This is a genomic window from Stenotrophomonas beteli (genome assembly GCF_001431665.1).
Taxonomy (GTDB): Bacteria; Pseudomonadota; Gammaproteobacteria; order Xanthomonadales; family Xanthomonadaceae; genus Stenotrophomonas; species Stenotrophomonas beteli.
In genome coordinates this window covers 16,849-38,825 of record NZ_LLXV01000048.1, presented here as the reverse complement: position 1 = coordinate 38,825, position 21,977 = coordinate 16,849, and the positions used below count along the sequence as shown (strand labels likewise).

Annotated in this window: 23 protein-coding genes; 10 read left to right on the top strand and 13 right to left on the bottom strand. The window is 67.6% G+C overall.

The annotated features are described in order from the left end of the window. Positions 1-42 precede the first annotated feature (42 nt). The 8 genes from trpD to ARC23_RS12680 form a co-directional block, all read right to left on the bottom strand. Positions 43-1,074 (bottom strand): anthranilate phosphoribosyltransferase, encoded by a 1,032-nt coding sequence (gene trpD / locus ARC23_RS12715; protein ID WP_057497534.1) that lies wholly within the window; start codon positions 1,072-1,074, stop codon positions 43-45. 16 nt (positions 1,075-1,090) lie between these two features. After that, a complete protein-coding gene (locus ARC23_RS12710; protein WP_057497533.1) occupies positions 1,091-1,678 on the bottom strand; it encodes an anthranilate synthase component II in 588 nt (195 codons plus the stop codon). 2 nt (positions 1,679-1,680) lie between these two features. After that, a complete protein-coding gene (locus ARC23_RS12705) occupies positions 1,681-2,451 on the bottom strand; it encodes an SIMPL domain-containing protein (RefSeq protein ID WP_057497532.1) in 771 nt (256 codons plus the stop codon). Positions 2,452-2,518: 67 nt separating this feature from the next. Further along, entirely contained in the window at positions 2,519-3,994 is a 1,476-nt protein-coding gene (gene trpE, locus ARC23_RS12700) for an anthranilate synthase component I (RefSeq protein ID WP_057497531.1), read from the bottom strand. Positions 3,995-4,286: 292 nt separating this feature from the next. Then, entirely contained in the window at positions 4,287-5,240 is a 954-nt protein-coding gene (gene yegS, locus ARC23_RS12695; RefSeq protein WP_057497530.1) for a lipid kinase YegS, read from the bottom strand. Between the two features lie 224 nt (positions 5,241-5,464). After that, on the bottom strand, positions 5,465-5,947 hold the full coding sequence (locus ARC23_RS12690; protein WP_057497529.1) for a GNAT family N-acetyltransferase: 483 nt from the start codon (positions 5,945-5,947) through the stop codon (positions 5,465-5,467). A gap of 12 nt (positions 5,948-5,959) precedes the next feature. After that, complete coding sequence (rpe, locus tag ARC23_RS12685) at positions 5,960-6,637, bottom strand: ribulose-phosphate 3-epimerase (RefSeq protein WP_057497528.1); 678 nt, start codon at positions 6,635-6,637, stop codon at positions 5,960-5,962. Between the two features lie 57 nt (positions 6,638-6,694). Next, positions 6,695-7,024: a J domain-containing protein gene (locus ARC23_RS12680; RefSeq protein ID WP_049415432.1), complete on the bottom strand. Its 330-nt coding sequence runs from the start codon at positions 7,022-7,024 to the stop codon at positions 6,695-6,697. 141 nt (positions 7,025-7,165) lie between these two features. Between ARC23_RS12680 and ARC23_RS12675 the strand changes: the two genes are divergently transcribed. The 8 genes from ARC23_RS12675 to ARC23_RS12640 all read left to right on the top strand — a co-directional run bounded on the left by ARC23_RS12675 (position 7,166) and on the right by ARC23_RS12640 (position 14,976). Then, positions 7,166-8,092 (top strand): phosphoribosylaminoimidazolesuccinocarboxamide synthase, encoded by a 927-nt coding sequence (locus ARC23_RS12675; protein WP_057497527.1) that lies wholly within the window; start codon positions 7,166-7,168, stop codon positions 8,090-8,092. A 144-nt stretch (positions 8,093-8,236) separates the two neighbouring features. Next, positions 8,237-8,722 carry an Mpo1 family 2-hydroxy fatty acid dioxygenase gene (locus ARC23_RS12670; protein WP_057497526.1) on the top strand — a complete coding sequence of 162 codons (486 nt, stop codon included), beginning with the start codon at positions 8,237-8,239 and terminating at the stop codon, positions 8,720-8,722. A 331-nt stretch (positions 8,723-9,053) separates the two neighbouring features. Next, on the top strand, positions 9,054-11,882 hold the full coding sequence (locus tag ARC23_RS12665; protein ID WP_057497525.1) for a monovalent cation/H+ antiporter subunit A: 2,829 nt from the start codon (positions 9,054-9,056) through the stop codon (positions 11,880-11,882). Next, on the top strand, positions 11,882-12,274 hold the full coding sequence (locus ARC23_RS12660) for a Na+/H+ antiporter subunit C (RefSeq protein WP_049468031.1): 393 nt from the start codon (positions 11,882-11,884) through the stop codon (positions 12,272-12,274). Before ARC23_RS12665 ends, ARC23_RS12660 begins: the two co-directional genes overlap by 1 nt. Next, positions 12,271-13,806: a monovalent cation/H+ antiporter subunit D gene (locus ARC23_RS12655; RefSeq protein WP_057497524.1), complete on the top strand. Its 1,536-nt coding sequence runs from the start codon at positions 12,271-12,273 to the stop codon at positions 13,804-13,806. Before ARC23_RS12660 ends, ARC23_RS12655 begins: the two co-directional genes overlap by 4 nt. Then, positions 13,803-14,309: a Na+/H+ antiporter subunit E gene (locus tag ARC23_RS12650; RefSeq protein ID WP_057497523.1), complete on the top strand. Its 507-nt coding sequence runs from the start codon at positions 13,803-13,805 to the stop codon at positions 14,307-14,309. The genes ARC23_RS12655 and ARC23_RS12650 overlap by 4 nt, the downstream gene beginning before the upstream one ends. Beyond that, positions 14,306-14,590: a K+/H+ antiporter subunit F gene (locus tag ARC23_RS12645; protein ID WP_005411334.1), complete on the top strand. Its 285-nt coding sequence runs from the start codon at positions 14,306-14,308 to the stop codon at positions 14,588-14,590. The genes ARC23_RS12650 and ARC23_RS12645 overlap by 4 nt, the downstream gene beginning before the upstream one ends. Beyond that, on the top strand, positions 14,587-14,976 hold the full coding sequence (locus tag ARC23_RS12640) for a Na+/H+ antiporter subunit G (RefSeq protein WP_057497522.1): 390 nt from the start codon (positions 14,587-14,589) through the stop codon (positions 14,974-14,976). The genes ARC23_RS12645 and ARC23_RS12640 overlap by 4 nt, the downstream gene beginning before the upstream one ends. Before the next feature lie 47 nt (positions 14,977-15,023). Here ARC23_RS12640 and ARC23_RS12635 read toward each other — a convergent pair whose 3' ends face one another. Together ARC23_RS12635 and ARC23_RS12630 are read right to left on the bottom strand one after the other, a co-directional pair. Further along, complete coding sequence (locus ARC23_RS12635) at positions 15,024-15,989, bottom strand: sodium:calcium antiporter (protein WP_057497521.1); 966 nt, start codon at positions 15,987-15,989, stop codon at positions 15,024-15,026. A gap of 73 nt (positions 15,990-16,062) precedes the next feature. After that, positions 16,063-16,719 carry a hypothetical protein gene (locus ARC23_RS12630; RefSeq protein ID WP_057497520.1) on the bottom strand — a complete coding sequence of 219 codons (657 nt, stop codon included), beginning with the start codon at positions 16,717-16,719 and terminating at the stop codon, positions 16,063-16,065. Positions 16,720-16,844: 125 nt separating this feature from the next. Between ARC23_RS12630 and ARC23_RS12625 the strand changes: the two genes are divergently transcribed. After that, positions 16,845-17,384 carry a hypothetical protein gene (locus ARC23_RS12625; RefSeq protein WP_057497519.1) on the top strand — a complete coding sequence of 180 codons (540 nt, stop codon included), beginning with the start codon at positions 16,845-16,847 and terminating at the stop codon, positions 17,382-17,384. Between the two features lie 84 nt (positions 17,385-17,468). On the opposite strand, the gene hmgA is transcribed toward ARC23_RS12625, so the two are convergent. After that, the gene (gene hmgA / locus ARC23_RS12620; RefSeq protein WP_057497518.1) at positions 17,469-18,767 is read right to left on the bottom strand and encodes a homogentisate 1,2-dioxygenase; all 1,299 of its coding nucleotides are present in this window, start codon (positions 18,765-18,767) and stop codon (positions 17,469-17,471) included. A gap of 86 nt (positions 18,768-18,853) precedes the next feature. Further along, positions 18,854-19,966 (bottom strand): 4-hydroxyphenylpyruvate dioxygenase, encoded by a 1,113-nt coding sequence (gene hppD / locus ARC23_RS12615; RefSeq protein ID WP_203226361.1) that lies wholly within the window; start codon positions 19,964-19,966, stop codon positions 18,854-18,856. Between the two features lie 129 nt (positions 19,967-20,095). On the opposite strand from hppD, the gene ARC23_RS12610 reads away from it, so the two are divergent. Next, positions 20,096-20,590: a MarR family winged helix-turn-helix transcriptional regulator gene (locus tag ARC23_RS12610; protein ID WP_010482680.1), complete on the top strand. Its 495-nt coding sequence runs from the start codon at positions 20,096-20,098 to the stop codon at positions 20,588-20,590. Positions 20,591-20,671: 81 nt separating this feature from the next. Here the strand turns inward: ARC23_RS12610 and ARC23_RS12605 are convergent, their stop codons facing one another. After that, positions 20,672-21,811: a hypothetical protein gene (locus tag ARC23_RS12605; RefSeq protein ID WP_057497517.1), complete on the bottom strand. Its 1,140-nt coding sequence runs from the start codon at positions 21,809-21,811 to the stop codon at positions 20,672-20,674. Positions 21,812-21,977: the final 166 nt, after the last annotated feature.

The following is a 21,977-nucleotide window of genomic DNA, read 5'->3' as shown; positions in this document are numbered from 1 at the left end:
GGCCATTATCGGCCATCGGGTGGGTCAGGCTGAACCGCGCGCTCAGGCAACCAGCGCGCGGGAGGTGTCAACGTACTGCTGCAGGCGCTGGCGGGCGCTGCCGTTGGCGATGGCGGCACGGGCGCGGGCCAGTCCGTCGCCGATGTCGCTGGCCACGCCGGCCACGTACAGCGCGGCGCCCGCGTTGAGGGCAACGATATCCAGCGCCGGACCCGGCTGGTTGTCCAGCACCGCGCGCAGCAGGGCAATGGACTGCTCCGGGCCATCCACGCGCAGGTTGCGGCTGGCCGACATGGCGATGCCGAAGTCCTCCGGGTGGATCTCGTACTCGCGCACCTTGCCGTCGCGCAGTTCGCCCACCAGGGTGCCGGCGCCCAGCGAGATCTCGTCCATGTTGTCGCGGCCCCAGACCACCATGGCGCGCTCGGTGCCCAGCTCGCGCAGCACGCGCGCCTGGATACCCACCAGATCAGGATGGAACACGCCCATCAGCACCGAGGGTGCGCTGGCCGGATTGGTCAGCGGGCCAAGAATGTTGAAGATGGTGCGCACGCCCATTTCGCGGCGGACCGGCGCGACGACCTTCATCGACGGGTGATGGATCGGCGCGAACATGAAGCCGATGCCGGTGCGGTCGATGGCCTGCGCCACCTGCTCCGGCTGCAGTTCGATCACCGCGCCCAGCGCTTCGAGCGCATCGGCACTGCCGGACTTGGAAGACACGCTGCGGTTGCCGTGCTTGGCCACGCGCGCACCGGCGGCAGCGGCCACGAACATCGAGCAGGTGGAGATGTTGAAGGTATGCGAGCCATCGCCGCCGGTGCCGACGATGTCGACCAGGTGGGTGGGATCGGCCACCGGCACCGCCAGCGCGAATTCGCGCATCACGGTGGCCGCTGCGGCGATCTCGTCGATGGTCTCCTTCTTCACGCGCAGGCCGGTGAGGATCGCAGCGGTCATCATCGGCGAGACGTCGCCGCGCATGATCTGCCGCATCAGGTCGACCATTTCGTCGAAGAAGATTTCGCGGTGCTCGATGGTGCGTTGCAGGGCTTCCTGGGGGGAGAAGCTCATGGGAATGCTCCTTGGATCAGGCCGCCGGGCGCTGCAGGAAATTGCGCAGCAGGGCGTGGCCGTGTTCGGTGAGGATGGATTCGGGGTGGAACTGCACGCCTTCCACCGGGAACTGGCGGTGGCGCAGGCCCATGATCTCTTCGATCGAGCCGTCGTCGTTCTCGGTCCAGGCAGTCACTTCCAGGCAGTCCGGCAGGCTGTTCTTGTCCACCACCAGCGAGTGGTAGCGGGTGGCCTGGTAACGATCCGGCAGGCCGGCGAACACGCCCTTGCCTTCGTGGCGGATCGGCGAGGTCTTGCCGTGCATGATGTTGCCGGCACGGATGACCGTGCCGCCGTAGACCTGGCCGATGCCCTGGTGGCCCAGGCACACGCCGAGGATCGGCGTGGTCGGGCCCAGGCGCTCGATCAGCTGCAGCGACACGCCCGCTTCGTTGGGCGTGCACGGGCCGGGCGAGATGACGATGCGCTCGGGTTTCTGCGCGGCGATCTCATCCACGCTCATCGCATCGTTGCGCACCACCTTCACCTCGGCGCCCAGCGTCTGCAGGTACTGCACGAGGTTGTAGGTGAAGCTGTCGTAGTTGTCGATCATCCACAACATGGTCAGGTTCCGTCGCTTATCAGGAAAATGGCGTACACGTTTTCGGTGTAGGTGATGGGGCCGGCTTCGATCGACTCGCGTATGTTCGAACCGGTGGCCTCGATGCTGTTCTGCGGCGCGGGCGGCGCGGGCGGCGTGACCATGTCGTCGGCGCGGGGCCAATTGCCCGCCTGCACGCCATAGGCTAAGTTCGGCGCCACATCGGAAATGCTGTACAGGCCGCGCAGCCGCGTGCCGTAGGCCTTGGCCAGGCCCTGCGCGGACTGGCGGGTCTGGGCTGCAGCCTCGCCCTTGAGCTCGCGCCGCAGCGCCACTTCGCCCGAATAGGCCGGCGCCAGGCTGCTGACCTGCACGTTCTCGTTGGCCTTCAACGCACCCAGCACGTCCTGCATCGCCTTCACGCTGGCGAAGCTGGCACGCAACTGGCGCGACACGCGGGTACCGATGAAAACCTGCCGGTTCTGCTCATAGCGCGTCGCCGGGCCGATCCGCAGGTTGTCAGCGCGCACGCTGCCCTCCACCGCCTTGTGCTGCTTGAACAGCGCCAGCACGCGGGCCACGTTGTCCTGCACGCGGCGGCGCGCCGCATCGGCGTCCATGTCGGTCTCTTCGATGTTCAACTGCAGGCCGAACCGGTCCGGCATCACCGTGCGGGTGCCCTGCCCCTTCACCAGCAGGTGCGGCTGCGAGGGAATGGTGTTGGCCTGCGCCCATGCAGACGGGGCCATCGTGGCCAGCAGTGACGACCACAGCAATGCGCTCAGCAGCTTCATGCGGTACTCCTTGTCTTGAATGGGAACAGCGGAAGGTGCCGCGGCGCAGGCCACGGCACAGGCAAACTCACAGGCCCTTGGCAGCCTGGGCGACGGCGCGGAACAGCGCGCGGCCCTTGTTCATCGTCTCGTCCCATTCCTTGTCCGGGTCCGAGTCGTAGACGATGCCGGCGCCGGCCTGCACGTACAGGCGGCCGTCCTTGATCACCGCGGTGCGGATCGCGATCGCGGTATCGGCATCGCCGTGCCAGCCGATGTAGCCGATGCTGCCGGCATAGACGTTGCGCTTGATCGGTTCCAGCTCTCGGATCACTTCCAGCGCGCGGATCTTCGGCGCGCCGCTGACCGTACCGGCCGGGAAGGTGGCACGCAGCACGTCGGCATAGCTCAGGCCCGGCTGCAGCTGCCCGGTCACTTCGCTGACGATGTGCATGACGTGGCTGTAGCGCTCGATCACGAACTGCTCGCCCACTTCCACGGTGCCGGCCCTGGATACGCGACCGGCATCGTTGCGGCCGAGATCGATCAGCATCAGGTGCTCGGCGCGTTCCTTCGGATCGGCCAGCAGCTCGGCTTCCAGCGCCAGGTCCTGCTCGACAGTGGCGCCGCGCGGACGGGTACCGGCAATCGGGCGCACGGTGACTTCGCCATCCTGCAGGCGCACCAGGATTTCCGGCGACGAGCCGACCACCTGCAGGTCGCCGACATCGAGGAAGTACATGTACGGCGACGGATTCAATGCACGCAGCGCACGGTACACATCGACCGGGCGCGCCTTGAACGGCACGCTCAGGCGCTGGCTGAGTACCACCTGGAAGATGTCACCGGCGCGGATGTATTCCTTGCTGCGCTGGACCGCATCGACGAAGCCTTCGCGGGTGAACCCGGAGACGAAATCCGATTCGTCCAGCACGTCGCTGTTGAGCGGCGCCGGATAGCCGGCACCCGGTGCACGCAGCTTGGCGGTCAGTGCATCCAGGCGCGCCTGGGCCTGCTCGAAGGCGCCCTCGACCCGCGGGTCGGCGTGCACGATCAGGTACAGCCGGCCCTTGAGGTTGTCGAACACGGCCAGTTCGTTGGAATCCAGCAGCAGGATGTCCGGCGTGCCCAGCTCATCGCGGCCGGCGGGCGGGGCCAGGCGCGGCTCGATGTAGCCGATGCACTCGAAACCGAACCAGCCGACCAGGCCACCGGTGAAGCCCGGCAGGCCTTCCAGCTTCGGCACCGAGTGGGCGCTGCGCAGCGCCTCGACTTCGGCGAACGGGTCGGCCACCTCGCGGGTTTCCACTACCTGGCCATCTTCGCGCACGGTCAGCGTGTGGCCGTGGAAGGCGTACACGCGGCGCGCCGGCAGGCCGATGATCGAGTAACGACCAAAGCGCTCGCCGCCTTCGACGGATTCAAACAGGTAGGTATTGGGGCCGTCGGCGAGCTTCAGATAGACCGAAAGCGGCGTGTCCAGGTCGGACAGCACTTCACGGACGACGGGAATATGGGTGTGGCCTTCAGCGGCCTGCTGCTGAAACTGAGCGTGCGAGTTCAAGACGACTTTCCTTCCGGGACACAGCGTTATGGGGGCGGACGACGGCAACGGGCCACCATCGCCACCAACGGCGTGCGGAAGAAAGGGTATGCGGGGTCGTCAGGCTGGACACCCCCTGACTGTATCGCAGCTTGGACGGCAGGGGAACCCTGGCAAACTGAACCACGGCACGGCCGGGCCGGCCGCGGGAACCGACGACGCGGACCGGTAGAGTCGACTGTCAGTCGACTTGCGCGCGTAGCGCGGGGTTTTTACGCCGTCGGAACGAAAAGCAGTCGACTAACAGTCGACTCTACCCCCCCTGCCCATCTAATCCCTGCCCGGCCAGCAACGGGCAACCAGCCGGCAGATGCATCCGCACCCGGCCCGGTACGCACTCGATGCGGAACTGGCGGGCCTGCACCGGTTCGCCGTCCAGGTTGAGCGTCAACGGACGCTCGGATTCCACCTGCAGCCACGGCAGCCGCGCACGCGTGGCCAGCTGTTCCAGCGCAGCCTGGGTGCCGGACTTCAGCATCTGGCCAAGGGTGGCGGTGACCTCGCCTTCCAGCTCCGGCAGCACCGTGACATCCAGCAGCCCATCGTCGATCAGGGCCTGCGGGCACAGCTGCTGGCCACCGCCGGCCTGGCGCCCGTTGCCGATGCCCAGCGCGATGAAGTCGCCTTCCCAGGCGAAGTCCGGGCCGGACAGGCGCGCGTTGATCGGCTCGATGCGGCCGAGCTTGGCGATACCGGTAATGACGTAGGCCAGCCCACCCAGCATCTTCTTCAGCCCGGCATCGGTCTCCACGGTGACCTGCGTGCCGAAGCCGCCGCTGGCGAGATTGGCGCACCACCATTGCGTGCCATCGGCGTCCACGCGCAGAAGATCGATCGCATGCGGGGTCGCCTGCCCGATCAAGGCGAAGGCCTCCTTCGGCTCAGTGGGAATGTCGGCGGCAGTCGCGAAATCGTTGGCGGTCCCCATCGGAATCAGCGCCAGCGAGGGCAGCGCATCTGCCGCTTCCTCGCGATGTGCCAGTGTCTCGGCCACCGCACTGAGCGTGCCATCGCCACCGGCGGCCACGATCACATCCACGCCATGATCGATCGCCTCGGCCACATAGCGCTCGGCGTCGCCGTCTTCCCAGGTCACCCGCACCTCCAGCTGCACGCCCTGCCCGCGCCAATGGCTGACCGCATCGCGCAGTTGGTCATTGCCTGCGGATTTGCCGTTGAGGATCAGGCGCCAGCGCGGGGTGGTCATGCAGTGCTTCCAGCAGGGGGTGGCACAGGCTAGCAATGCGCTGTTTGTCCGCAGTGAATGTCACGCCGGTGTCATTCAGCTGCTGGAGAATGGAAGGCCATAGCAGGGACGACGGATGGAGGCAGGATCAGCCTCCCACGCATGCAGCGAGGCCACGCCAGAGATTGGCGTGGCCTTTTTTTTGCCCGGCAGTAGATCCACGCCATGCGTGGATGCACTCCGCCTCAACCGTTGGCGAAATCGTGCAGCGCCTGGCCCTGCAGCCGGTACACGGTCCACTCATCCTGCGGTTTCGCGCCGGCCGCGGTGTAGAACGCGATGGCCGGGGTGTTCCAGTCCAGCACCGACCATTCGAAACGGCCGCAGCCTTCGGCCACGGCCTGGCGGGCGATGTACTTCAGCAGCGCCTTGCCGGCGCCGGCGCCACGCTTTTCCGGGCTGACGTACAGGTCTTCCAGGTAGATGCCCTTGCGACCCAGCCAGGTCGAGTAGTTGTAGAAGTACACCGCATATCCGATGGCCTCGCCACCGGCTTCGCAGATCAGCGCGCGCGCCGTGGCATCGGCACCGAACAGGCTCTCGGCGATGCCGATCTCATCGGTCTGCACCGAATGCTCGGCCTTCTCGTAGATGGCCAGCTCACGGATGAAATGCAGGATCAGACCGGCATCGGCCACGGTGGCCGGGCGGATGTTCAACACGGCCACCGTACTCATGGCTCAGCCCCTTGCCGCAGCGACGTTGGCGCGCATCTGCGCGATCACGTCCTGGTAGCTGGTCCTGGCATTGAAGATGGCCGAACCGGCGACAAAGGTGTCGGCGCCCGCGGCAGCGATCTCGCCGATGTTGTCGGCCTTCACGCCGCCGTCGATCTCCAGGCGGATGTCCTTGCCGCTGGCATCGATCATCCTGCGCACCACGCGCAGCTTGTCCAGCGCCGAGGGGATGAAGGCCTGCCCGCCGAAGCCCGGGTTGACCGACATCAGCAGCACCAGGTCGAGGTCATCCAGCACCCAGTCGAGGATGTCCACCGGCGTGGCCGGATTGAGCACGATGCCCGGCTTGCAGCCCAGCGAGCGGATCAGCTGGATGGTGCGGTGCACGTGGCGGCTGGCCTCGGGGTGGAAGCTGATGTAGGTGGCGCCGGCTTCGGCAAAATCCGGAACGATGCGGTCCACCGGCTCGACCATCAGGTGCACATCGATCGGCGCGGTCACGCCGTGCTTGCGCAGGGCCTGGCAGACCATCGGGCCGATGGTCAGGTTCGGCACGTAGTGGTTGTCCATCACGTCGAAGTGGACCCAGTCCGCGCCGGCGGCGAGGACGTTGTCGACTTCCTCGCCGAGGCGGGCGAAGTTGGCGGACAGGATGGAGGGGGCGATGAGGCAGTTGGACATGGCCGGGGCCTTCGGAACGGGGAAAGGGGTCTCCCGCCCGCAGGCGGGACTGTGGGGTCAGCGCTTGCGCAGGGTCTTGATGCGGTCGTAGGCGGCATTGATCCGCCGCGACTTCTGCTCGGCCTGCTGCTGCAGCTCGGGGGCTGCGCCGCCCAGCTTGTCGGGGTGGTACTGGGAGATCAGCCTGCGGTAGGCGCGCTCGATCTCGGCATCGGTGGCCTCGGAGGTCAGCCCCAGCTCCCGGTACGGGTTCTCCTTGTTCAGGCGGAACCAGTCCGAGTCGAAGGCATGGCCGATCAACAGGCCGACCACCGCGCCGAACAGCGGATTGGGTCGGAACAGCAGGGCGCCGGCGATGAATCCGAGCAGTTTTCCGTACCAGCGCATGGCGCCCCAGGGTCGACCGGCGAAATGGACGCTCATTTTACGTCACAGCGGGCCCGGACCGCTTTACACTAGGCCGCCCGCTGGTCAGCGGGCCCGCCGGGTCCGTTGGGCAGCCGTATCGACAACGCCCCAGGAGTGCCCGTGCCAACCACGCTGTTGCAATCCGATCTCCCCGGCCTGCCCTTGCGCCATCGCGGCAAGGTGCGTGATGTGTTCGATATCCCGCGCGAGCGGCTGCCTGCAGGGACCCCACCGGGCGACTACCTGCTGATGGTCGCCACCGATCGCCTGTCGGCGTTCGACGTGGTGCTGCCCGACCCGATTCCGGGCAAGGGCGAGATGCTCTGCCAGGTGTCCAACTTCTGGTTCGCCAAGACCGCGCATCTGATGCCCAACCACCTGACCGGCATCGAGGTGGCCAGCGTGCTGCCCGAAGGCGTGGACCCAGCCCTGTACGCCAAGCGCGCGGTGGTCACCCGCAAGCTGAAGCCGGTGCCGGTGGAAGCGATCGCCCGCGGCTACCTGATCGGCAGCGGCTGGAAGGACTACCAGCGCACCGGCAAGGTCAGCGGCATCGACCTGCCCGACGGCCTGCGCCAGGCCGAGCAGCTGCCGGAGCCGATCTTCACCCCCTCGACCAAGGCCGCCGTGGGCGACCATGACGAGAACATCGATTTCGATGCGATGGTGAAGCAGGTCGGTGCGGACCTGGCCGAGCGCGTGCGCGACGCCACCCTGCGCATCTACAAGTTCGCCGCCGATTACGCCCGCGAACGCGGCATCCTCCTGGCCGACACCAAGTTCGAGTTCGGTACCGACGCCGACGGCCGCCTGTACATCATGGACGAGATGCTGACGCCGGATTCCTCGCGTTACTGGCCGGCCGACGAGTACGAAGTGGGCACCAGCCCGCCGAGCTACGACAAGCAGTTCGTGCGCGACTACCTGGAGACGCTGGACTGGGGCAAGACCGCCCCGGGCCCGAGCATCCCGGCCGAGATCATCGAGCGCACCCGCGCCAAGTACGCTGAAGCGCTGCAGCGCCTGGCCGGGATCAGCGTCGACTGATCCCCTGCGCCCCCCGGCCGAAGAGGCAGGGGGGCGTTCTGCACGCGGAGTGCCGGCTGCTGGCCGGCAACTTCGCGAACTCGGCTATGCTCTGGATTGCCGGCCAGCGGCCGGCACTACCGTTGTCCGAGGAAGCGACGCAGCATGCAGACCACCACCGAGCTTGCGCGGCCGATCGACCGCTATTTCGCCAGCTATTCCGACGACCATCGCAACGTCATCAACCAGCGCATCCATGTGGTGGCGGTGCCGGCCATCCTGTGGTCGGTGGTGGCGCTGCTGTGGTGCCTGCCGCCGCTGATCACCTGGTTCCAGTACGGCATCTGGTCGGCGTTGGCGATGTTCAGCGCCTGGTGTTTCTACAACAAGCTGTCGCGCCCGCTGGGCATCGGCATGCTCATCCAGTTCTTCGTGTTCGGCTGCCTGTGCCGCCTGCTGGAGGCCGAGATCGGCCTGCACAACCTGTTCTGGCTGGCCGTGGGCGTGTTCGTGGTGGCCTGGATCGCGCAGTTCATCGGCCACAAATTTGAGGGCCGCAAGCCCAGCTTCCTGACCGACCTGACCTACCTGCTGATCGGCCCGGCCTGGGTGATGGCCAAGTTCTACCGCAAGCTCGACTGGCGCTACTGACCTCCCGGCCCGGCTGCGGTCGTCGTTTCCTGAACGGGCAGATTCCATCACCGGCGCTCCACGACGGCCCTGCCAGCCTGCGCTGGTGACTCGTTCCCCACTTCCCGCCCATCGACGGCAGCCCCTGTGCGACAGGGCCTGCGGTCTCCCTGCGTGGGCGTAGGGTGTCCTCCCAGCGCTAGCGGGGAAGAGATGCAGGAACGCGATGCTGCACCGCAGAAAAAATGAATCAGCGAACGTTACATGCAATTGATCGCTGTTCGATGGGTTTCGGCGACATTTCGCAGCCTGTTATCCTCCCTGACCTGCTCGTGAATCATGGATTCCCTGCATGCTCCCCAGCCTGCCCCTGCTGCTGGCCCTGCCGTTCCTGATGGCAGCGGCTGTTGCGGCCTTCCCCCGTAGTTCGCGCTCGACTGCTGCCTGGCTGGCGGCGCTGGCGCCGTTGGGCGGGTTGGCCATCCTCGGCTGGCTCACGCCGTCGGTGCTCGATGGCCAGGCGGTGCGCACCCTGGTGCCCTGGCTGCCGCAGATCGGGCTGGACTTCAGCCTGCGACTGGACGGGCTGGCCTGGATGTTCGCGGGGCTGGTGCTCGGCATCGGCGCGCTGGTGGTGCTGTATGCGCGCTACTACCTGAGCCAGCAGGACAACGCGCACCGCTTCTACTGCTACCTGCTGCTGTTCATGGGTGCCATGCTGGGCATGGTGCTGTCGGGCAACCTGCTGTTGCTGATGATCTTCTGGGAAATGACCAGCATCAGTTCGTTCCTGCTGATCGGCTTCTGGTCGCACCGCCAGGACGCCCGCGAGGGCGCGCGCATGGCGCTGGTGATCACCGGCGGCGGCGGCCTGGCCCTGCTCGGTGGCGTGCTGCTGATCGGCCGCATCGTCGGCAGCTTCGACCTGGACGTGGTGCTGGCCGCCGGCGAGCAGATCCGCGCCAGCGCGCTGTACCCCTACGCCCTGTTCCTGGTGCTGGCCGGCATCTTCACCAAGAGCGCGCAGTTCCCGTTCCACTTCTGGCTGCCGCATGCGATGGCCGCGCCCACCCCGGTCTCGGCCTACCTGCACTCGGCCACCATGGTGAAGGCCGGCGTGTTCCTGCTGGCGCGGCTGCACCCGGTGCTGGCCGGCAGCGACCTGTTCTTCTACACGGTCAGCGGCATCGGCGCGCTGACCCTGCTGATCGGTGCCTGGAACGCGATCTTCCAGCACGACCTGAAGGGCCTGCTGGCCTATTCGACGATCTCGCACCTGGGCCTGATCACCCTGCTGTTCGGCCTGTCCACGCCGATGGCGGTGGTGGCCGGCGTGTTCCACATCCTCAACCACGCCACCTTCAAGGCCTCGTTGTTCATGGCCGCCGGCATCATCGACCACGAGACCGGGACCCGTGACATGCGCAAGCTGGGCGGCCTGCGCAGGCTGATGCCGTTCACCAGCGCACTGGCGATCATCGCTTCGTTGGCGATGGCGGGCATTCCGCTGCTCAACGGCTTCCTGTCCAAGGAAATGCTGTTCGCCGAGGCGATTACGGCCGGCGGCCCGGGCATCATGCGCACGGCGGTGTCGATCGCGGCGCTGCTGGCTGGCGTGTTCGGGGTGGCCTACAGCCTGCGCTTCGTGCACGACACCTTCTTCGGCGCTGGCCCGCACGACCTGGACCGCGTGCCCCACGAACCGCCGCGCTGGATGAAGGTGCCGGTGGAACTGCTGGTGGTGATCTGCGTGGCGGTGGGCGTGGCACCTGCACTGACCGTAGCGCCGGTGCTGCACGCCGCGGCGGCGTCGATCCTCGGCAGCGCCATGCCCGAGTACAGCCTGGCGGTCTGGCACGGCTTCAACCTGCCGCTGGCGATGAGCGCGATCGGCGTGATCGGCGGTGTGGCCCTGTATTTCGGCCTGCGCAAGCTGATCAACCTGCACGCCGTGACCAATGTCAGCACCGGCCGCAACGTGTTCCATGCACAGCTGGATGCGATCTCCGCGCTGGCCATGCGGCTGACCAACGGCATCGCCAACGGCAGCCTGCAGCGCATGCTGCTGGGCCTGGTGCTGGTGGCGATCGTGGCCGCCGCCGCGCCGTTCGTGGCCAACCCCGCCTCGCCGGACTGGACCAGGCCACAGCCGATCCCGCTGCTGGGCTGGGCGCTGTGGCTGGTGATGATGGCCTGTGCGGTCGCCACCCTGCGCATCTACAAGCAGCGCCTGCTGGCCGTGCTGCTGGTCGGCGGCGTCGGCCTGATGGTGGCGCTGACCTTCGTGTTCCTGTCCGCGCCCGACCTGGCCCTGACCCAGCTGCTGGTGGAGATGGTGACGCTGGTGCTGATGCTGCTGGGCATGAACTACCTTCCCGCCCAGTCCGGCCCGGAGCGTCCGCGCTGGCGCAAGCGCCGCGACGCGGTGATCGCGATCATCGCCGGCGCCGGCCTGGGCGCGCTGGCCTACACCGCGATGACCCTGCCGCCGAACACCATGGCCGGCGAGCTGCTCGCCCGTGCCCTGCCCGAAGCGTATGGGCAGAACGTGGTCAACGTGATCCTGGTCGACTTCCGCGGCTTCGATACCTTCGGCGAGATCACCGTGTTCGGCATCGCCGCGCTGGTGGTGCATGCCCTGCTGCGGCGTACGCGGATGGCACCGGAGCAGATCATGCCCGGCCCGCCGATCAAGCTGCCGGTGCCGGCCGACCTGGCCCAGATCATGTTCCCGCTGACCCTCACCGTGTCGATCTTCCTGTTCCTGCGCGGCCACAACGCGCCGGGCGGTGGCTTCATCGCCGGCCTGGTGCTGGCGGTGCCGCTGCTGATCCAGTACGTGATCCAGGGCACCGCGTCGGTGGAGTCGCGCTTCGGCTTCGACTACATCCGCTGCATCGGCATGGGCCTGCTGATCGCCCTGCTCAGCGGCTGCGCCTCGATGCTGTTCGGCGTGCCGTTCCTGACCAGTGGCCACCTCGACCTGCACCTGCCGCTGATCGGCGACGTGCCGCTGGCCAGTGCGATTGGCTTTGACATCGGCGTCTACCTGGTGGTGTTCGGCGGCGCCATGCTGATGCTGTCGATGATGGGCACGATCAAGCCGTCGCGTACCCGCACTGCCCGCAAGGGTGAGATCGACCTGCAACGCCGTTCGGCCCGCACCGGGGAGATGCACTGATGGAACTGGCCCTGGCTACCGCGATCGGCGTGCTGACCGCCATCGGCATCTACCTGCTGCTGCGTGCGCGCAGCTTCGATGTGATCCTCGGCATGACCTTCCTGTCCTACGCCACCAACCTGCTGATCTTCGCCGGTGGCCGCGTGGTGCTGGGCAAGGCGCCGGTACTGCAGGAAGGCGTGGACAGCCACCTGGGCAACTACACCGACCCGCTGCCGCAGGCGCTGGTGTTGACCGCGATCGTGATCGCCTTCGCGATGACCGCGGTGAGCATCGTGCTGGCCATGCGCAGCCGCAGTGACAACCACAGCGACCACGTGGACGCCCACGAGCCCGACGACGACCTGCAGGATGAGCGCGCACCGCCGCGCCAGGGCGAGGACCGCGCATGAACCATCTGGTGATCCTGCCGATCCTGGTTCCGCTGCTGGGTGCGGCACTGTCGCTGTTCGTCGAACACCGCCGCTATGGCCCCAGGGTGCAGCGCGCGGTGGCCTGGACCTCGCTGTCGGCGCTGGCGCTGGCGGTCGGATTGCTGTTCGCCAGCACGGCCAGTGGCGAGATCAACGTCTACCTGCTCGGCGACTGGCCGTCGCGGCTGGGCATCGCACTGGTGGCCGACCGGCTGTCGGCGTGGATGCTGCTGACCACCCTGCTTCTGGCCATTCCCTGCCTGCTGCATGCCTGCTCGGGCTGGGACCGTCGCGCCCCGCACTTCCATGCGCTGTTCCAGTTCCAGCTGGTGGGCCTCAACGGTGCGTTCCTGACCGGCGACATCTTCAACCTGTTCGTGTTCTTCGAGGTGATGCTGATCGCTTCCTACGGCCTGCTGCTCAGCGGTGGCCGCGGGCTGCGCATGCGCATCGGCCTGCACTATGTGGTGTTCAACGTCACCGCCTCGACCCTGTTCCTGATCGCGCTGGGCCTGCTGTACGCCTCGCTGGGTTCGTTGAACATGGCCGAGCTGTCGCAGCGCATCGCGCAGGTGCCGCCGGCGCAGCTGACCCTGGTCAAGGCGACGATGGGCCTGTTGCTGCTGGTGTTCTGCGCCAAGGCCGCACTGATGCCGCTGTACCTGTGGCTGCCGGAAGCCTACTCGCGCGCGCCGGCCGCCGTGGCCGCCCTGTTCGCGATCATGACCAAGGTCGGCCTGTACGCGGTGCTGCGCGTCCAGATGCTGTGGTTCGGCGACGAGGCCGGCGCAATGGCCGGCTACGGCCGCGACTGGCTGCTGTGGGCCGGCGTGGCCACGCTGGTGCTGGGCGGCCTCGGCGCGCTGGCCGCGACCCGCCTGCGCGTGCTGATCTCCTACCTGGTGATCGTGTCGGCGGCCACGCTGTTCATCGCCTTCTCGGTCGGCACGCCGCAGGTACTGTCGGCCGGCCTGTACTACCTGCCGCACAGCAGCTTCGTGGCCGCCGCGCTGTTCCTGATTGCCGACCTGATCCGCCGCCGCCGTGGCGGTGCCAGCGACCGCAAGGAAGTGGTCGCGCCGATGCCGGGCAAGGAAACGCCGGCGGTGTTGTTCCTGATCGGCGCGGTGTCGGTGGCCGGGCTGCCACCGCTGTCCGGCTTCCTGGCCAAGGCCGCGCTGCTGGCCGGCATGCCGGCGCAGTACACCGCACCGGTCTGGACCGCCGTACTGGTCAGCAGCCTGCTGGTGATCATGGGCCTGACCCGCGGCGGCATCCGCTTGTTCTGGCGCGTGCCGCCGGTCGACCCCGATGCGCCGAAGCCGCGCAAGGCACGCCTGCGCCGGGTCGAGCTGTACGCCGCCTGCCTGCTGCTGGCCTACGGCGTCGGCATGACCCTGGCCGCTGCGCCACTGATGCGTTACACCGACGCCACCGCCGCACAACTGCTGCACCCCAGCGAGTACGTGCAGCAGCTGCGCGCGACCACGCCGGAGATCCGCCAGCCATGACCGCCCCGCGCTCCCTGTTCCGTCGCCTGATTCCCTCGCCGATGCTCAGCATCATGGTGGTGGCGTTCTGGCTGCTGATGTCCGACAGCTTCAACCTCGGCCAGATCGTGCTGGGGCTGGTGCTGGGCGTGGTGGTACCGCTGTTCGCCGCGCGCCTGGACCGCGAGTTCGCCCGCATCGGTACATTGCGGCCGCTGCCCAAGCTGGTGTGCGTGACCCTGTGGGACATCCTGATCTCCAACATCCGCGTCGCCCTGCAGGTGCTGGGCCCGGAAAAGAACATCCACCCGGGTTTCATCTGGCTGCCGCTGGACATCGCCAACATCCACGGCATCGCCGCGCTGACCAGCATGATCACCCTGACCCCGGGCACGGTCTCGGCCGCGCTCAGTGACGACCGCAGGTTCCTGCTGGTGCACGTGCTGCACCTGGAGGATCCACAGGACCTGATCGATACGATCAAGCGCCGTTATGAGGCGCCGTTGATGGAGATCTTCCCATGACCGGTTTTGAAGTCATCCAGACCACCCTGGTGGTGTGCATGCACGTGGTCGGCCTGGCCATGCTGCTGGCCACCTGGCGCCTGCTGCGCGGGCCGACCGTGCCCGACCGCATCCTCGCACTGGACACCCTGTCGGTAACCGCGATCGCCGAACTGATGTTGTTCGGCATGTACCTCAACTCGCCGATCTATTTCGAGGCGGCGCTGATCATCGCCATGCTCGGCTTCGGCAGCACCGTGGTGCTGAGCAAGTTCGTGCTGCGCCGGGACATCGTCGAATGATCACCGCGATCCAGATCGGCCTGTCGATCCTGCTCCTGTTCGGCTGCTTCTTCATCCTGGTCGGCGCACTGGGCCTGGTGAAGCTGTCCACCTTCTTCAAGCGCCTGCATGCACCGACCAAGGCCAGCACACTGGGCGTGGGCTGCGTGCTGGTGTGTTCGGTGTGCTACCACATCTTCCTGGGCCAGGACCCGCAGCCGCGCGAGCTGCTGATCACCGTGTTCCTGTTCATCACCGCACCGATCAGCGCGCACATGATGGCCAAGGCCGCGCTGTCGCTGCTGATGGAGACCCGCCCCAGCCTGCCCGGCAACGAGCGTGCCGCCGAAGAGCAGCTGCCGCCGCCGGAACCGGTGCGGGAAGAAGACACCGCGCAGAACCGGTAGTTCCGGCTGCGGGCCGGCACGAACAGCAGCCGAGCGTGGGCTCGGCTCTACAGCGCCGGTGCGCCCACCAGCAGCAGCTCCAGTGCGAACCAGCCGACGAACGCGACCAGCAGGATCGCGCCTTCACCACGGCTGATCTTCAGGTCGCCGCGCAGCATCGGGTACAGCACCAGCGCGAACGCCAGCAGCGCCGGCAGTTCCAGGCGCACGAACGAGGCCGGCAGCGCCAGCGGTTGCAGTATCGCCATCGCGCCGATCACCAGCAGCAGGTTGACCACGCTGGAACCCAGCACGTGGCCGAGCACCATGTCGCCGTGCCCGCGGCGTGCGGCGGCGATGGCCGTGGCCACTTCCGGCAGCGCCGTGCCGATTGCCACCGGCAACAGGCCGACCAGCAGCGGCGTCCAGCCCAGCGCGGCCCCGAAGTCGGCGGCGGCACCCACCACCAGGCGCGCGCCCCAGTACAGGGTCAGTGCGGCGATCAGCACCCGCAGCACGTTCAACGGCAGGCTGGTGCGGCTCAGTGCGGACTCGGCGAGGGCCGCCTGCACCTCGGCGCTCTCACTGCGGCCCCGGCGCAGCAGCAGCACCTGCACGGCGATGAAGCCGGCCACCAGCACCCCGCCTTCCCAGCGCGCCAGGCGACCATCCAGCCCGAACAGGATCAGCAGCACGCCGGCCGCCAGCAGCGAGCACCACAGCACCGTCTGCAGGCGCGCGCGCAGCAGCAGGGGCGCGGCGATGGCCGCCACCGCCAGGGTCAGGCCCAGGTTGGCGATGCTGCTGCCCACCGCATTGCCCAGCGCCAGTTCTGGCTGGCCCACCGCCAGCGCGCGCGCGTTGACCGCCAGTTCCGGCAACGAGGTGGCTACCCCGAGCAGCAGCAGCCCGGCGGTGAACGGGCTGGCCCCGAAGCGCTGGGCCAGGCCGGACACGGCCTTGACGATGGAGTCCCCGCCCAGCGCCAGCAGCAGCAGGCCGAGCAGGAACCAGGCAATGGCAATGGCGATCATCGAGCACTCCCCCAGCAATGGTGGCGCGATTCTACGCGTGGCCTGAGCGCATGGCTGGGCGGTGGATCAAGGATCAGCCACAGCCTTCGGCGTAATCGACCTGCGGGGTCTTGCCGACGCGCCAGGCACTGACCCGTCCATCAGCGCCGAGTGCGAAGTCGATGACCGCCCCGCCCTCCTGCGCCGGGCGCACGCGCAGGTGCTGCGCTTTCTCGTCGTACTTGTCAGGACCGACGTCCGCGCGCTCGGGGTACAGCACCTGCAGCTCGCCCAGGGTCATGCCGACCTTGCCGCCGCCCGGTGCGGTGATGGCGGCGCTGCGCACGTCGTAGCGCACCAGCTTGCGGCCTTCGATCATCAGGCGCGGGTCCTCGGCATCCTGCGGGCGCAGGAAGTAGCAGCCGTCGTTGCCGTCGTCGGCGGGCAGCGGCTTGCCGGCGGCATCGGTGCCCAGCCCCTGCAGCGGCGTGCCGAAGCCGCTGCGGACCTCGGCGATGCCGGTGCCCAGCGTGGCGCCGCCGAATCCATCCAGGCGCGCCGGGCTGTCCTTGCGGAGGTCGTTCGCCGGGCGGGCCGCCAGGTCGGGATCGGTCGACTGCGCGGGCCCGGTCGCCGAGGCAGTTTCGGCCGGGGTATCACTGCCGCTGCCGGCGGCGCCCTGCTTGTCGGGGCCTGCACTGCAGGCGGCGAGCGAAAGGAGCAACAGACCAGCAATCGGGAGGTGCTTCATCGGTGCGGTTCCCTGGCACGAAGGTAGCTGCACGCTAGCGCAGCGCGCGTGCAGGCGCTGCATTGTCATCGCCGTTTCATCGCCTTCGTTCAGGCTCGGCGTGCACCGACTTGGCTGTCCCTTCCATGCAACCGCGCAAGACCGATCTCGCCCGAACCGCGCTGCAGGCGCACCGCGCGCCGCTGGACATGCGCCAGCGCCGGTTGCTGATCCTGTGCGATGGCCAGCGCAGCATCGCCGATCTGACCGGCCTGCTCGGCCAGGACGCGCCCGCCATGGTGATCCAGCTGGTGCAGGCCGGCTACCTGAGCACCGGCCCGGCAGCGGCGGCCCCCTCCCCTCCAGCCGTTGCCGGGCCAGCCAGGGCCGCATCGGCGCAGGCGTCGGCAGCGCCTGCCGCCACGCCGGTCGAACGTCGCCGCTCGCTGGTGGCCGCGCGCATCTACGTGCTGGGGATCCTGGAGATGCAACGTCACCCGCAGGCAGCGGCATTGTTCCGCGACCTGCAGCAGGCGCGCGCGGAAGAAGAGGTGTTGCAGCGGCTGCATTCGGCGATGCGGATGCTGCCCGGGCTGGCCTCGGACGGCTATTGCCAGCGCGTACGGCAACGCCTGCTGGAGGCGTTGCCATTGGAGCATTGCGACGCGTTCGCCGAGGTCGCTTGAAGAAAAAAGGGGACGGAGGGGATTAAGCCGTTTCAGGCACACGTGTGCTGATTGCGGCTTAATCCCCTCGTCCCCCTTTTCGGGTCAGCGGAAATTGTTGCGCAGGCCGTTCCAGCACTGCTGGTAATCGCCCTGGCGATGGCCCGCTGCCAGCGCCTGCGCGGTCGGCCGGATCACTGCGCGGGTCTCGAACATGAAGGCCATCGTGTCCTTGATCACATCGGCCTTGGACAGGTCGGCACTGGAGGCCTTGTCGAAGGTCGGCGCGTCCGGGCCGTGACCGCTCATGCAGTTGTGCAGCGATGCGCCACCCGGCACGAAGCCTTCGGCCTTGGCATCGTAGGCGCCATGCACCAGGCCCATGAACTCGCTGGCGATGTTGCGGTGGAACCACGGCGGGCGGAACGTGTTCTGTGCCACCAGCCAGCGCGGCGGGAAGATCGCGAAGTCCATGTTGCTGGTGCCGGGCGTGTCGCTGGGCGAATGCAGTACCAGGAAGATCGACGGATCCGGGTGGTCGTAGCTGATCGAGCCGATGGTGTTGAAGCGGCGCAGGTCGTAGCGGTACGGCGCGTAGTTGCCGTGCCAGGCCACCACGTCCAGCGGCGAATGGTCGATCGGCGCGCGCCACAGGCGGCCCTCGAACTTGGCGATCAGCTCGAAGTCACCGTCCACATCCTCGAACGCCGCGTGCGGGGTCTCGAAGTCGCGCGGGTTGGCCAGGCCGTTGGAGCCGATCGGGCCCAGGTCGGGCAGCTTCAGCAGCGCACCGTAGTTCTCGCAGATGTAGCCGCGGCTCGGGCCAGCGGGCAGTTCGACGCGGAACCGCACGCCACGCGGGATCACCGCGATCTGCTGCGGCTCGATCTCGATCACGCCCAGCTCGGTCAGCAGGCGAAGGCCGCCCAGCTGCGGCACGATCAGCAGCTCGCCATCGGCATTGTAGAAGTAGCGGCCAACCATGTCGCGGTTGGCGGCGTAGAGGTGGATGCCCACGCCGGCATGCGCGTCGGGCGAGCCATTGCCGCCCATCGTGTACAGGCCTTCGACGAAGTCGGTCGGCAGTTCCGGCAAAGGCAGCGGGCTCCAGCGCAGCTGGTTCGGCGAGGCCGGCTGCGCGCCGAAATCGCACTGCAGCTGCGACTGCGCGAACGGGGTGAACTCGCCGTGGGTGACCGCCGGGCGGATGCGGTACAGCCAGCTGCGGCGGTTGCTGCCACGCGGGGCGGTGAAAGCGGTGCCGGTCAACTGTTCGGCGTACAGGCCGTGGGCCACCTTCTGTGGCGAATTCTGCCCGACCGGCAACGCGCCGGCGACGGCCTCGGTGGCGAACTCGTTGCCGAAACCGGACTGGTAGCCGCGGGCGGTGAGGGCGGGGGACATGGGAACTCCAGAGATTGCCGGCCAGCGGCCGGCACTAACATTCGGACAGGCAATGCCGACCGGCAGGCCGACATTGCCTGCAGACCTTACAGCACGCCGCGGCGGATCTGGTCGCGCTCGATGCTCTCGAACAGCGCGGTGAAATTGCCTTCGCCGAAGCCTTCGTTGCCCTTGCGCTGGATGATCTCGAAGAAGATCGGGCCGATGCAGTTCTGGGTGAAGATCTGCAGCAGCTTGCGCTGGTGGGTTTCCGGGTCGGCATCGATCAGGATCTTGTTCCTGGCCAGGCGCGGCACGTCTTCACCGTGGTTGGGCACGCGCTGGTCGATCACGTCGAAGTAGGTTTCCGGCGTGTCGAGGAAATCCACGCCCTGCGCGCGCATCGCTTCGACGGTCTCGTAGATGTTCTCGGTGAAGCAGGCGATGTGCTGGATGCCCTCGCCCTTGTACGCGTCCAGGTACTCGTTGATCTGGCTCTTCGGATCGGACGATTCGTTCAACGGGATGCGCACGATGCCGTCCGGGGCGGTCATCGCCTTGGACACCAGGCCGGTCTTGAGGCCCTTGATGTCGAAGTAGCGGATCTCGCGGAAGTTGAACAGGCGCTCGTAGTAGTCCGACCACTGCTGCATGTTGCCGAAATACAGGTTGTGGGTCAGGTGGTCGATGAAGGTCAGGCCGAAGCCGAACGGGTGCAGGTCCGCCCCTGCGATCGGCTCGTAGTCGCCGTCGTAGATGCTGCCGGCGCTGCCATAGCGGTCGACCAGGTACAGCATGCAGTCGCCGATGCCCTTGATGACCGGTGCGCTGACCGCCTTGCTGTCCGGCTTGAAGGCGATGGCTTCGGCGCCGTTGCCCAGTGCGGTCTGGTAGACCTCCTGGCCCGGCTTCTTGAAGCGGATGGCGAAGCCGCAGGCGCACGGACCATGCTTTTCGGCGAAGTCGGCGGCGAACGAATCGGGGTCTTCATTGACCAGGAAGTTGACGTCGCCCTGGCGATAGACGGTAATCGGACGCTGCTTGTGCTTGAGCACCGCGCTGAAGCCCATCTTCCGGAAGTACTCATGCAGCTCCTGGCCACGGCCGGCCGGGGCGGCGAATTCGACGAACTCGAAGCCGTCGATGCCCATCGGGTTCTCGAAGGTGGTGACCTGCATGCCGGGGTTGGGGTGCGAGGCGGTCGGGACTGCGGTATTCATGGCGTGGCTCCGAATCGGTACCGCATCGGTACAAACCAGGTGCGGGCAGGTTGGGACCCGGCGAGAATGCAGGGTCTGGACCTTCCCCTTATAGTTACATTTGAAACCACCAGCAAGGTGCACCGCAACATGAGCCCCGCCGATCCCGCCTCGACCCGCCTGCGTGCCTCGCACGTCCTGCTCGACCTGGAACAGTTCCTGCCCTACCGGCTGAGCGTGCTGTCCAACCGGGTCAGCGGCAACATCGCCAAGCTGTACGGCGATCGTTACGGTCTGGCGATTCCCGAATGGCGGGTCATCACCATCCTGGCGCTGTACCCGGGTTCCTCGGCCAGCGAGGTCTCCGACCGCACGGCGATGGACAAGGTGGCGGTCAGCCGCGCCGTGGCCCGCCTGCTGGAACGCGGCTTCATCAAGCGCGAGACCCACGGCGACGACCGCCGCCGTTCGGTGCTGGCGCTGTCGGCGGCCGGCTTCGAGGTATACGAGACCATCGCGCCGATGGTGATCGAGATCACCCGCAAGCTGATGTCGGTGCTGAGCGAGGAAGAGGAGCAGCTGCTGGAAAAGCTGATCCTGCGCCTGGCCGGTGATGGCCTGGAGCGGATGGGCGAAGGGGTCTGAGGGAAAAAAGGGGACGGAGGGGATTAAGTCGTTTCAGGCACACCTGTGCTGATTGCGGCTTAATCCCCTCCGTCCCCTTTTTCAGCTCAGGTGTTTGCGCCGCGCATGGATCCACGGCACCGCCAGCGCGGCGATGGCGCCACCGGCGAAGCCGAGCGAGGCGGCGACCGTGGCCGCTTCGACCGCCCCCGGCAGGGCCAGCGCGGCGGCCACCAGCAGCAGCGAGGGCAACCCGACGAACGTGCCCAGGAAGAAGTGCCAGCGCGGTGACCAGGTGTTGAGCTGCAGCAGGCTGACCGGCTGCCAGGCTTCGGATGCGGCATCCTCGGCGATCTTCGCCACGGCCTTGCCCAGGTCCACTTCGGGCAGCGCGCGGCCCAGGCGTGCGCTGGCCAGCAGTTCGGCCACCGCCTCCACCGGCGGGAACGTAGTTGGCCACGCCACCGGCGCCGGCACGCCGTAGGCGGTCAGCAGCGGCACGCTCAGCCACGGCGCCACCAGCGGCCGCATGCGGCGGCGGCCGTGCACGCACCAGATCTGCGGCTGGCCGTGCACGGTGACGCTGTACAGCGCCAGTTCGCTGGCCGCTGGATAGCCCAGCATGGTCACCCGCGCGGCCAGGCTGTCCTGCCCCATCGCACGCAGGAAGCCGGGCCGGCTGCGCCCTTCCTGCATCCACGCCAGGCCCAGCGCGCCGACCAGGTAGGCTTCTGCCACGTCCTTGCTGCCGGCCGTGGCGCGCTCGTCGCTGGCCAGGTACCACGTCAGCGATTTCGGTTCGGACACATCGCCCAGGCCCCAGCGGCTGTCGTCGCCCAGCACATGGCGCACCGGCAGGCGGGCGGGCGCGGTCTCGCCACGCTCGCCGGGCTGCAGGAACGGCAGCACGCCCTGGATGAAGGTGGACAGTTCGATCGCGCGCACGCCATGGCCCTGCCATTCAGGCGGCAGCAGTCCCGCCAACTGGCCTTCGGCAGCCAGCGCATCAAGCCGCGATTTCTGCTCGACCAGTTTCTGCACAGCACCCTTCAGCACCACGTTGTCGGGCAGCGCGATCTGCGGCAGGCGATGGCGCGGCGGTGCCAGTTCAACGATGCCCTCACCGGTGCCGGCGTCATCGAGCAGCGCCTCCTGCGGCGGCAGGGTCACACCCTCGCCTGCCCCAGCCGCGGCCAGGTCGCTGGCAGGTTCGGGCAGTCGTTCGGCGTGGTCGCTGTGCATGGGCGTTCCGGAAGGTTGCATCGACGGGGTGTCGATTGAGGTCCTTGCCGGTAGCGGCGAGCGCGTTGCGATATTGAGAGGCCGATTCCGGGAATGTGACCGCCACCACAGTAGATCCACGTCATGCGTGGATGCGACCCGACATCAATCAGTGCCGGCCAGCGGC

Excerpts from the sequence above, each read along its gene's own strand:
- trpD (WP_057497534.1), bottom strand. The coding sequence starts at position 1,074 with ATGAGCTTCTCCCCCCAGGAAGCCCTGCAACGCACCATCGAGCACCGC.
- hmgA (WP_057497518.1), bottom strand. The coding sequence starts at position 18,767 with ATGTCCCCCGCCCTCACCGCCCGCGGCTACCAGTCCGGTTTCGGCAAC.
- ARC23_RS12660 (WP_049468031.1), top strand. The coding sequence starts at position 11,882 with ATGGAACTGGCCCTGGCTACCGCGATCGGCGTGCTGACCGCCATCGGC.
- hppD (WP_203226361.1), bottom strand. The coding sequence starts at position 19,966 with ATGAATACCGCAGTCCCGACCGCCTCGCACCCCAACCCCGGCATGCAG.
- yegS (WP_057497530.1), bottom strand. The coding sequence starts at position 5,240 with ATGACCACCCCGCGCTGGCGCCTGATCCTCAACGGCAAATCCGCAGGC.
- ARC23_RS12680 (WP_049415432.1), bottom strand. The coding sequence starts at position 7,024 with ATGCGCTGGTACGGAAAACTGCTCGGATTCATCGCCGGCGCCCTGCTG.
- ARC23_RS12630 (WP_057497520.1), bottom strand. The coding sequence starts at position 16,719 with ATGAAGCACCTCCCGATTGCTGGTCTGTTGCTCCTTTCGCTCGCCGCC.
- ARC23_RS12665 (WP_057497525.1), top strand. The coding sequence starts at position 9,054 with ATGCTCCCCAGCCTGCCCCTGCTGCTGGCCCTGCCGTTCCTGATGGCA.
- ARC23_RS12625 (WP_057497519.1), top strand. The coding sequence starts at position 16,845 with ATGCAACCGCGCAAGACCGATCTCGCCCGAACCGCGCTGCAGGCGCAC.
- ARC23_RS12655 (WP_057497524.1), top strand. The coding sequence starts at position 12,271 with ATGAACCATCTGGTGATCCTGCCGATCCTGGTTCCGCTGCTGGGTGCG.
- rpe (WP_057497528.1), bottom strand. The coding sequence starts at position 6,637 with ATGTCCAACTGCCTCATCGCCCCCTCCATCCTGTCCGCCAACTTCGCC.
- ARC23_RS12705 (WP_057497532.1), bottom strand. The coding sequence starts at position 2,451 with ATGAAGCTGCTGAGCGCATTGCTGTGGTCGTCACTGCTGGCCACGATG.
- ARC23_RS12605 (WP_057497517.1), bottom strand. The coding sequence starts at position 21,811 with ATGCACAGCGACCACGCCGAACGACTGCCCGAACCTGCCAGCGACCTG.
- ARC23_RS12710 (WP_057497533.1), bottom strand. The coding sequence starts at position 1,678 with ATGTTGTGGATGATCGACAACTACGACAGCTTCACCTACAACCTCGTG.
- ARC23_RS12650 (WP_057497523.1), top strand. The coding sequence starts at position 13,803 with ATGACCGCCCCGCGCTCCCTGTTCCGTCGCCTGATTCCCTCGCCGATG.
- ARC23_RS12610 (WP_010482680.1), top strand. The coding sequence starts at position 20,096 with ATGAGCCCCGCCGATCCCGCCTCGACCCGCCTGCGTGCCTCGCACGTC.
- ARC23_RS12635 (WP_057497521.1), bottom strand. The coding sequence starts at position 15,989 with ATGATCGCCATTGCCATTGCCTGGTTCCTGCTCGGCCTGCTGCTGCTG.
- ARC23_RS12640 (WP_057497522.1), top strand. The coding sequence starts at position 14,587 with ATGATCACCGCGATCCAGATCGGCCTGTCGATCCTGCTCCTGTTCGGC.
- ARC23_RS12670 (WP_057497526.1), top strand. The coding sequence starts at position 8,237 with ATGCAGACCACCACCGAGCTTGCGCGGCCGATCGACCGCTATTTCGCC.
- ARC23_RS12645 (WP_005411334.1), top strand. The coding sequence starts at position 14,306 with ATGACCGGTTTTGAAGTCATCCAGACCACCCTGGTGGTGTGCATGCAC.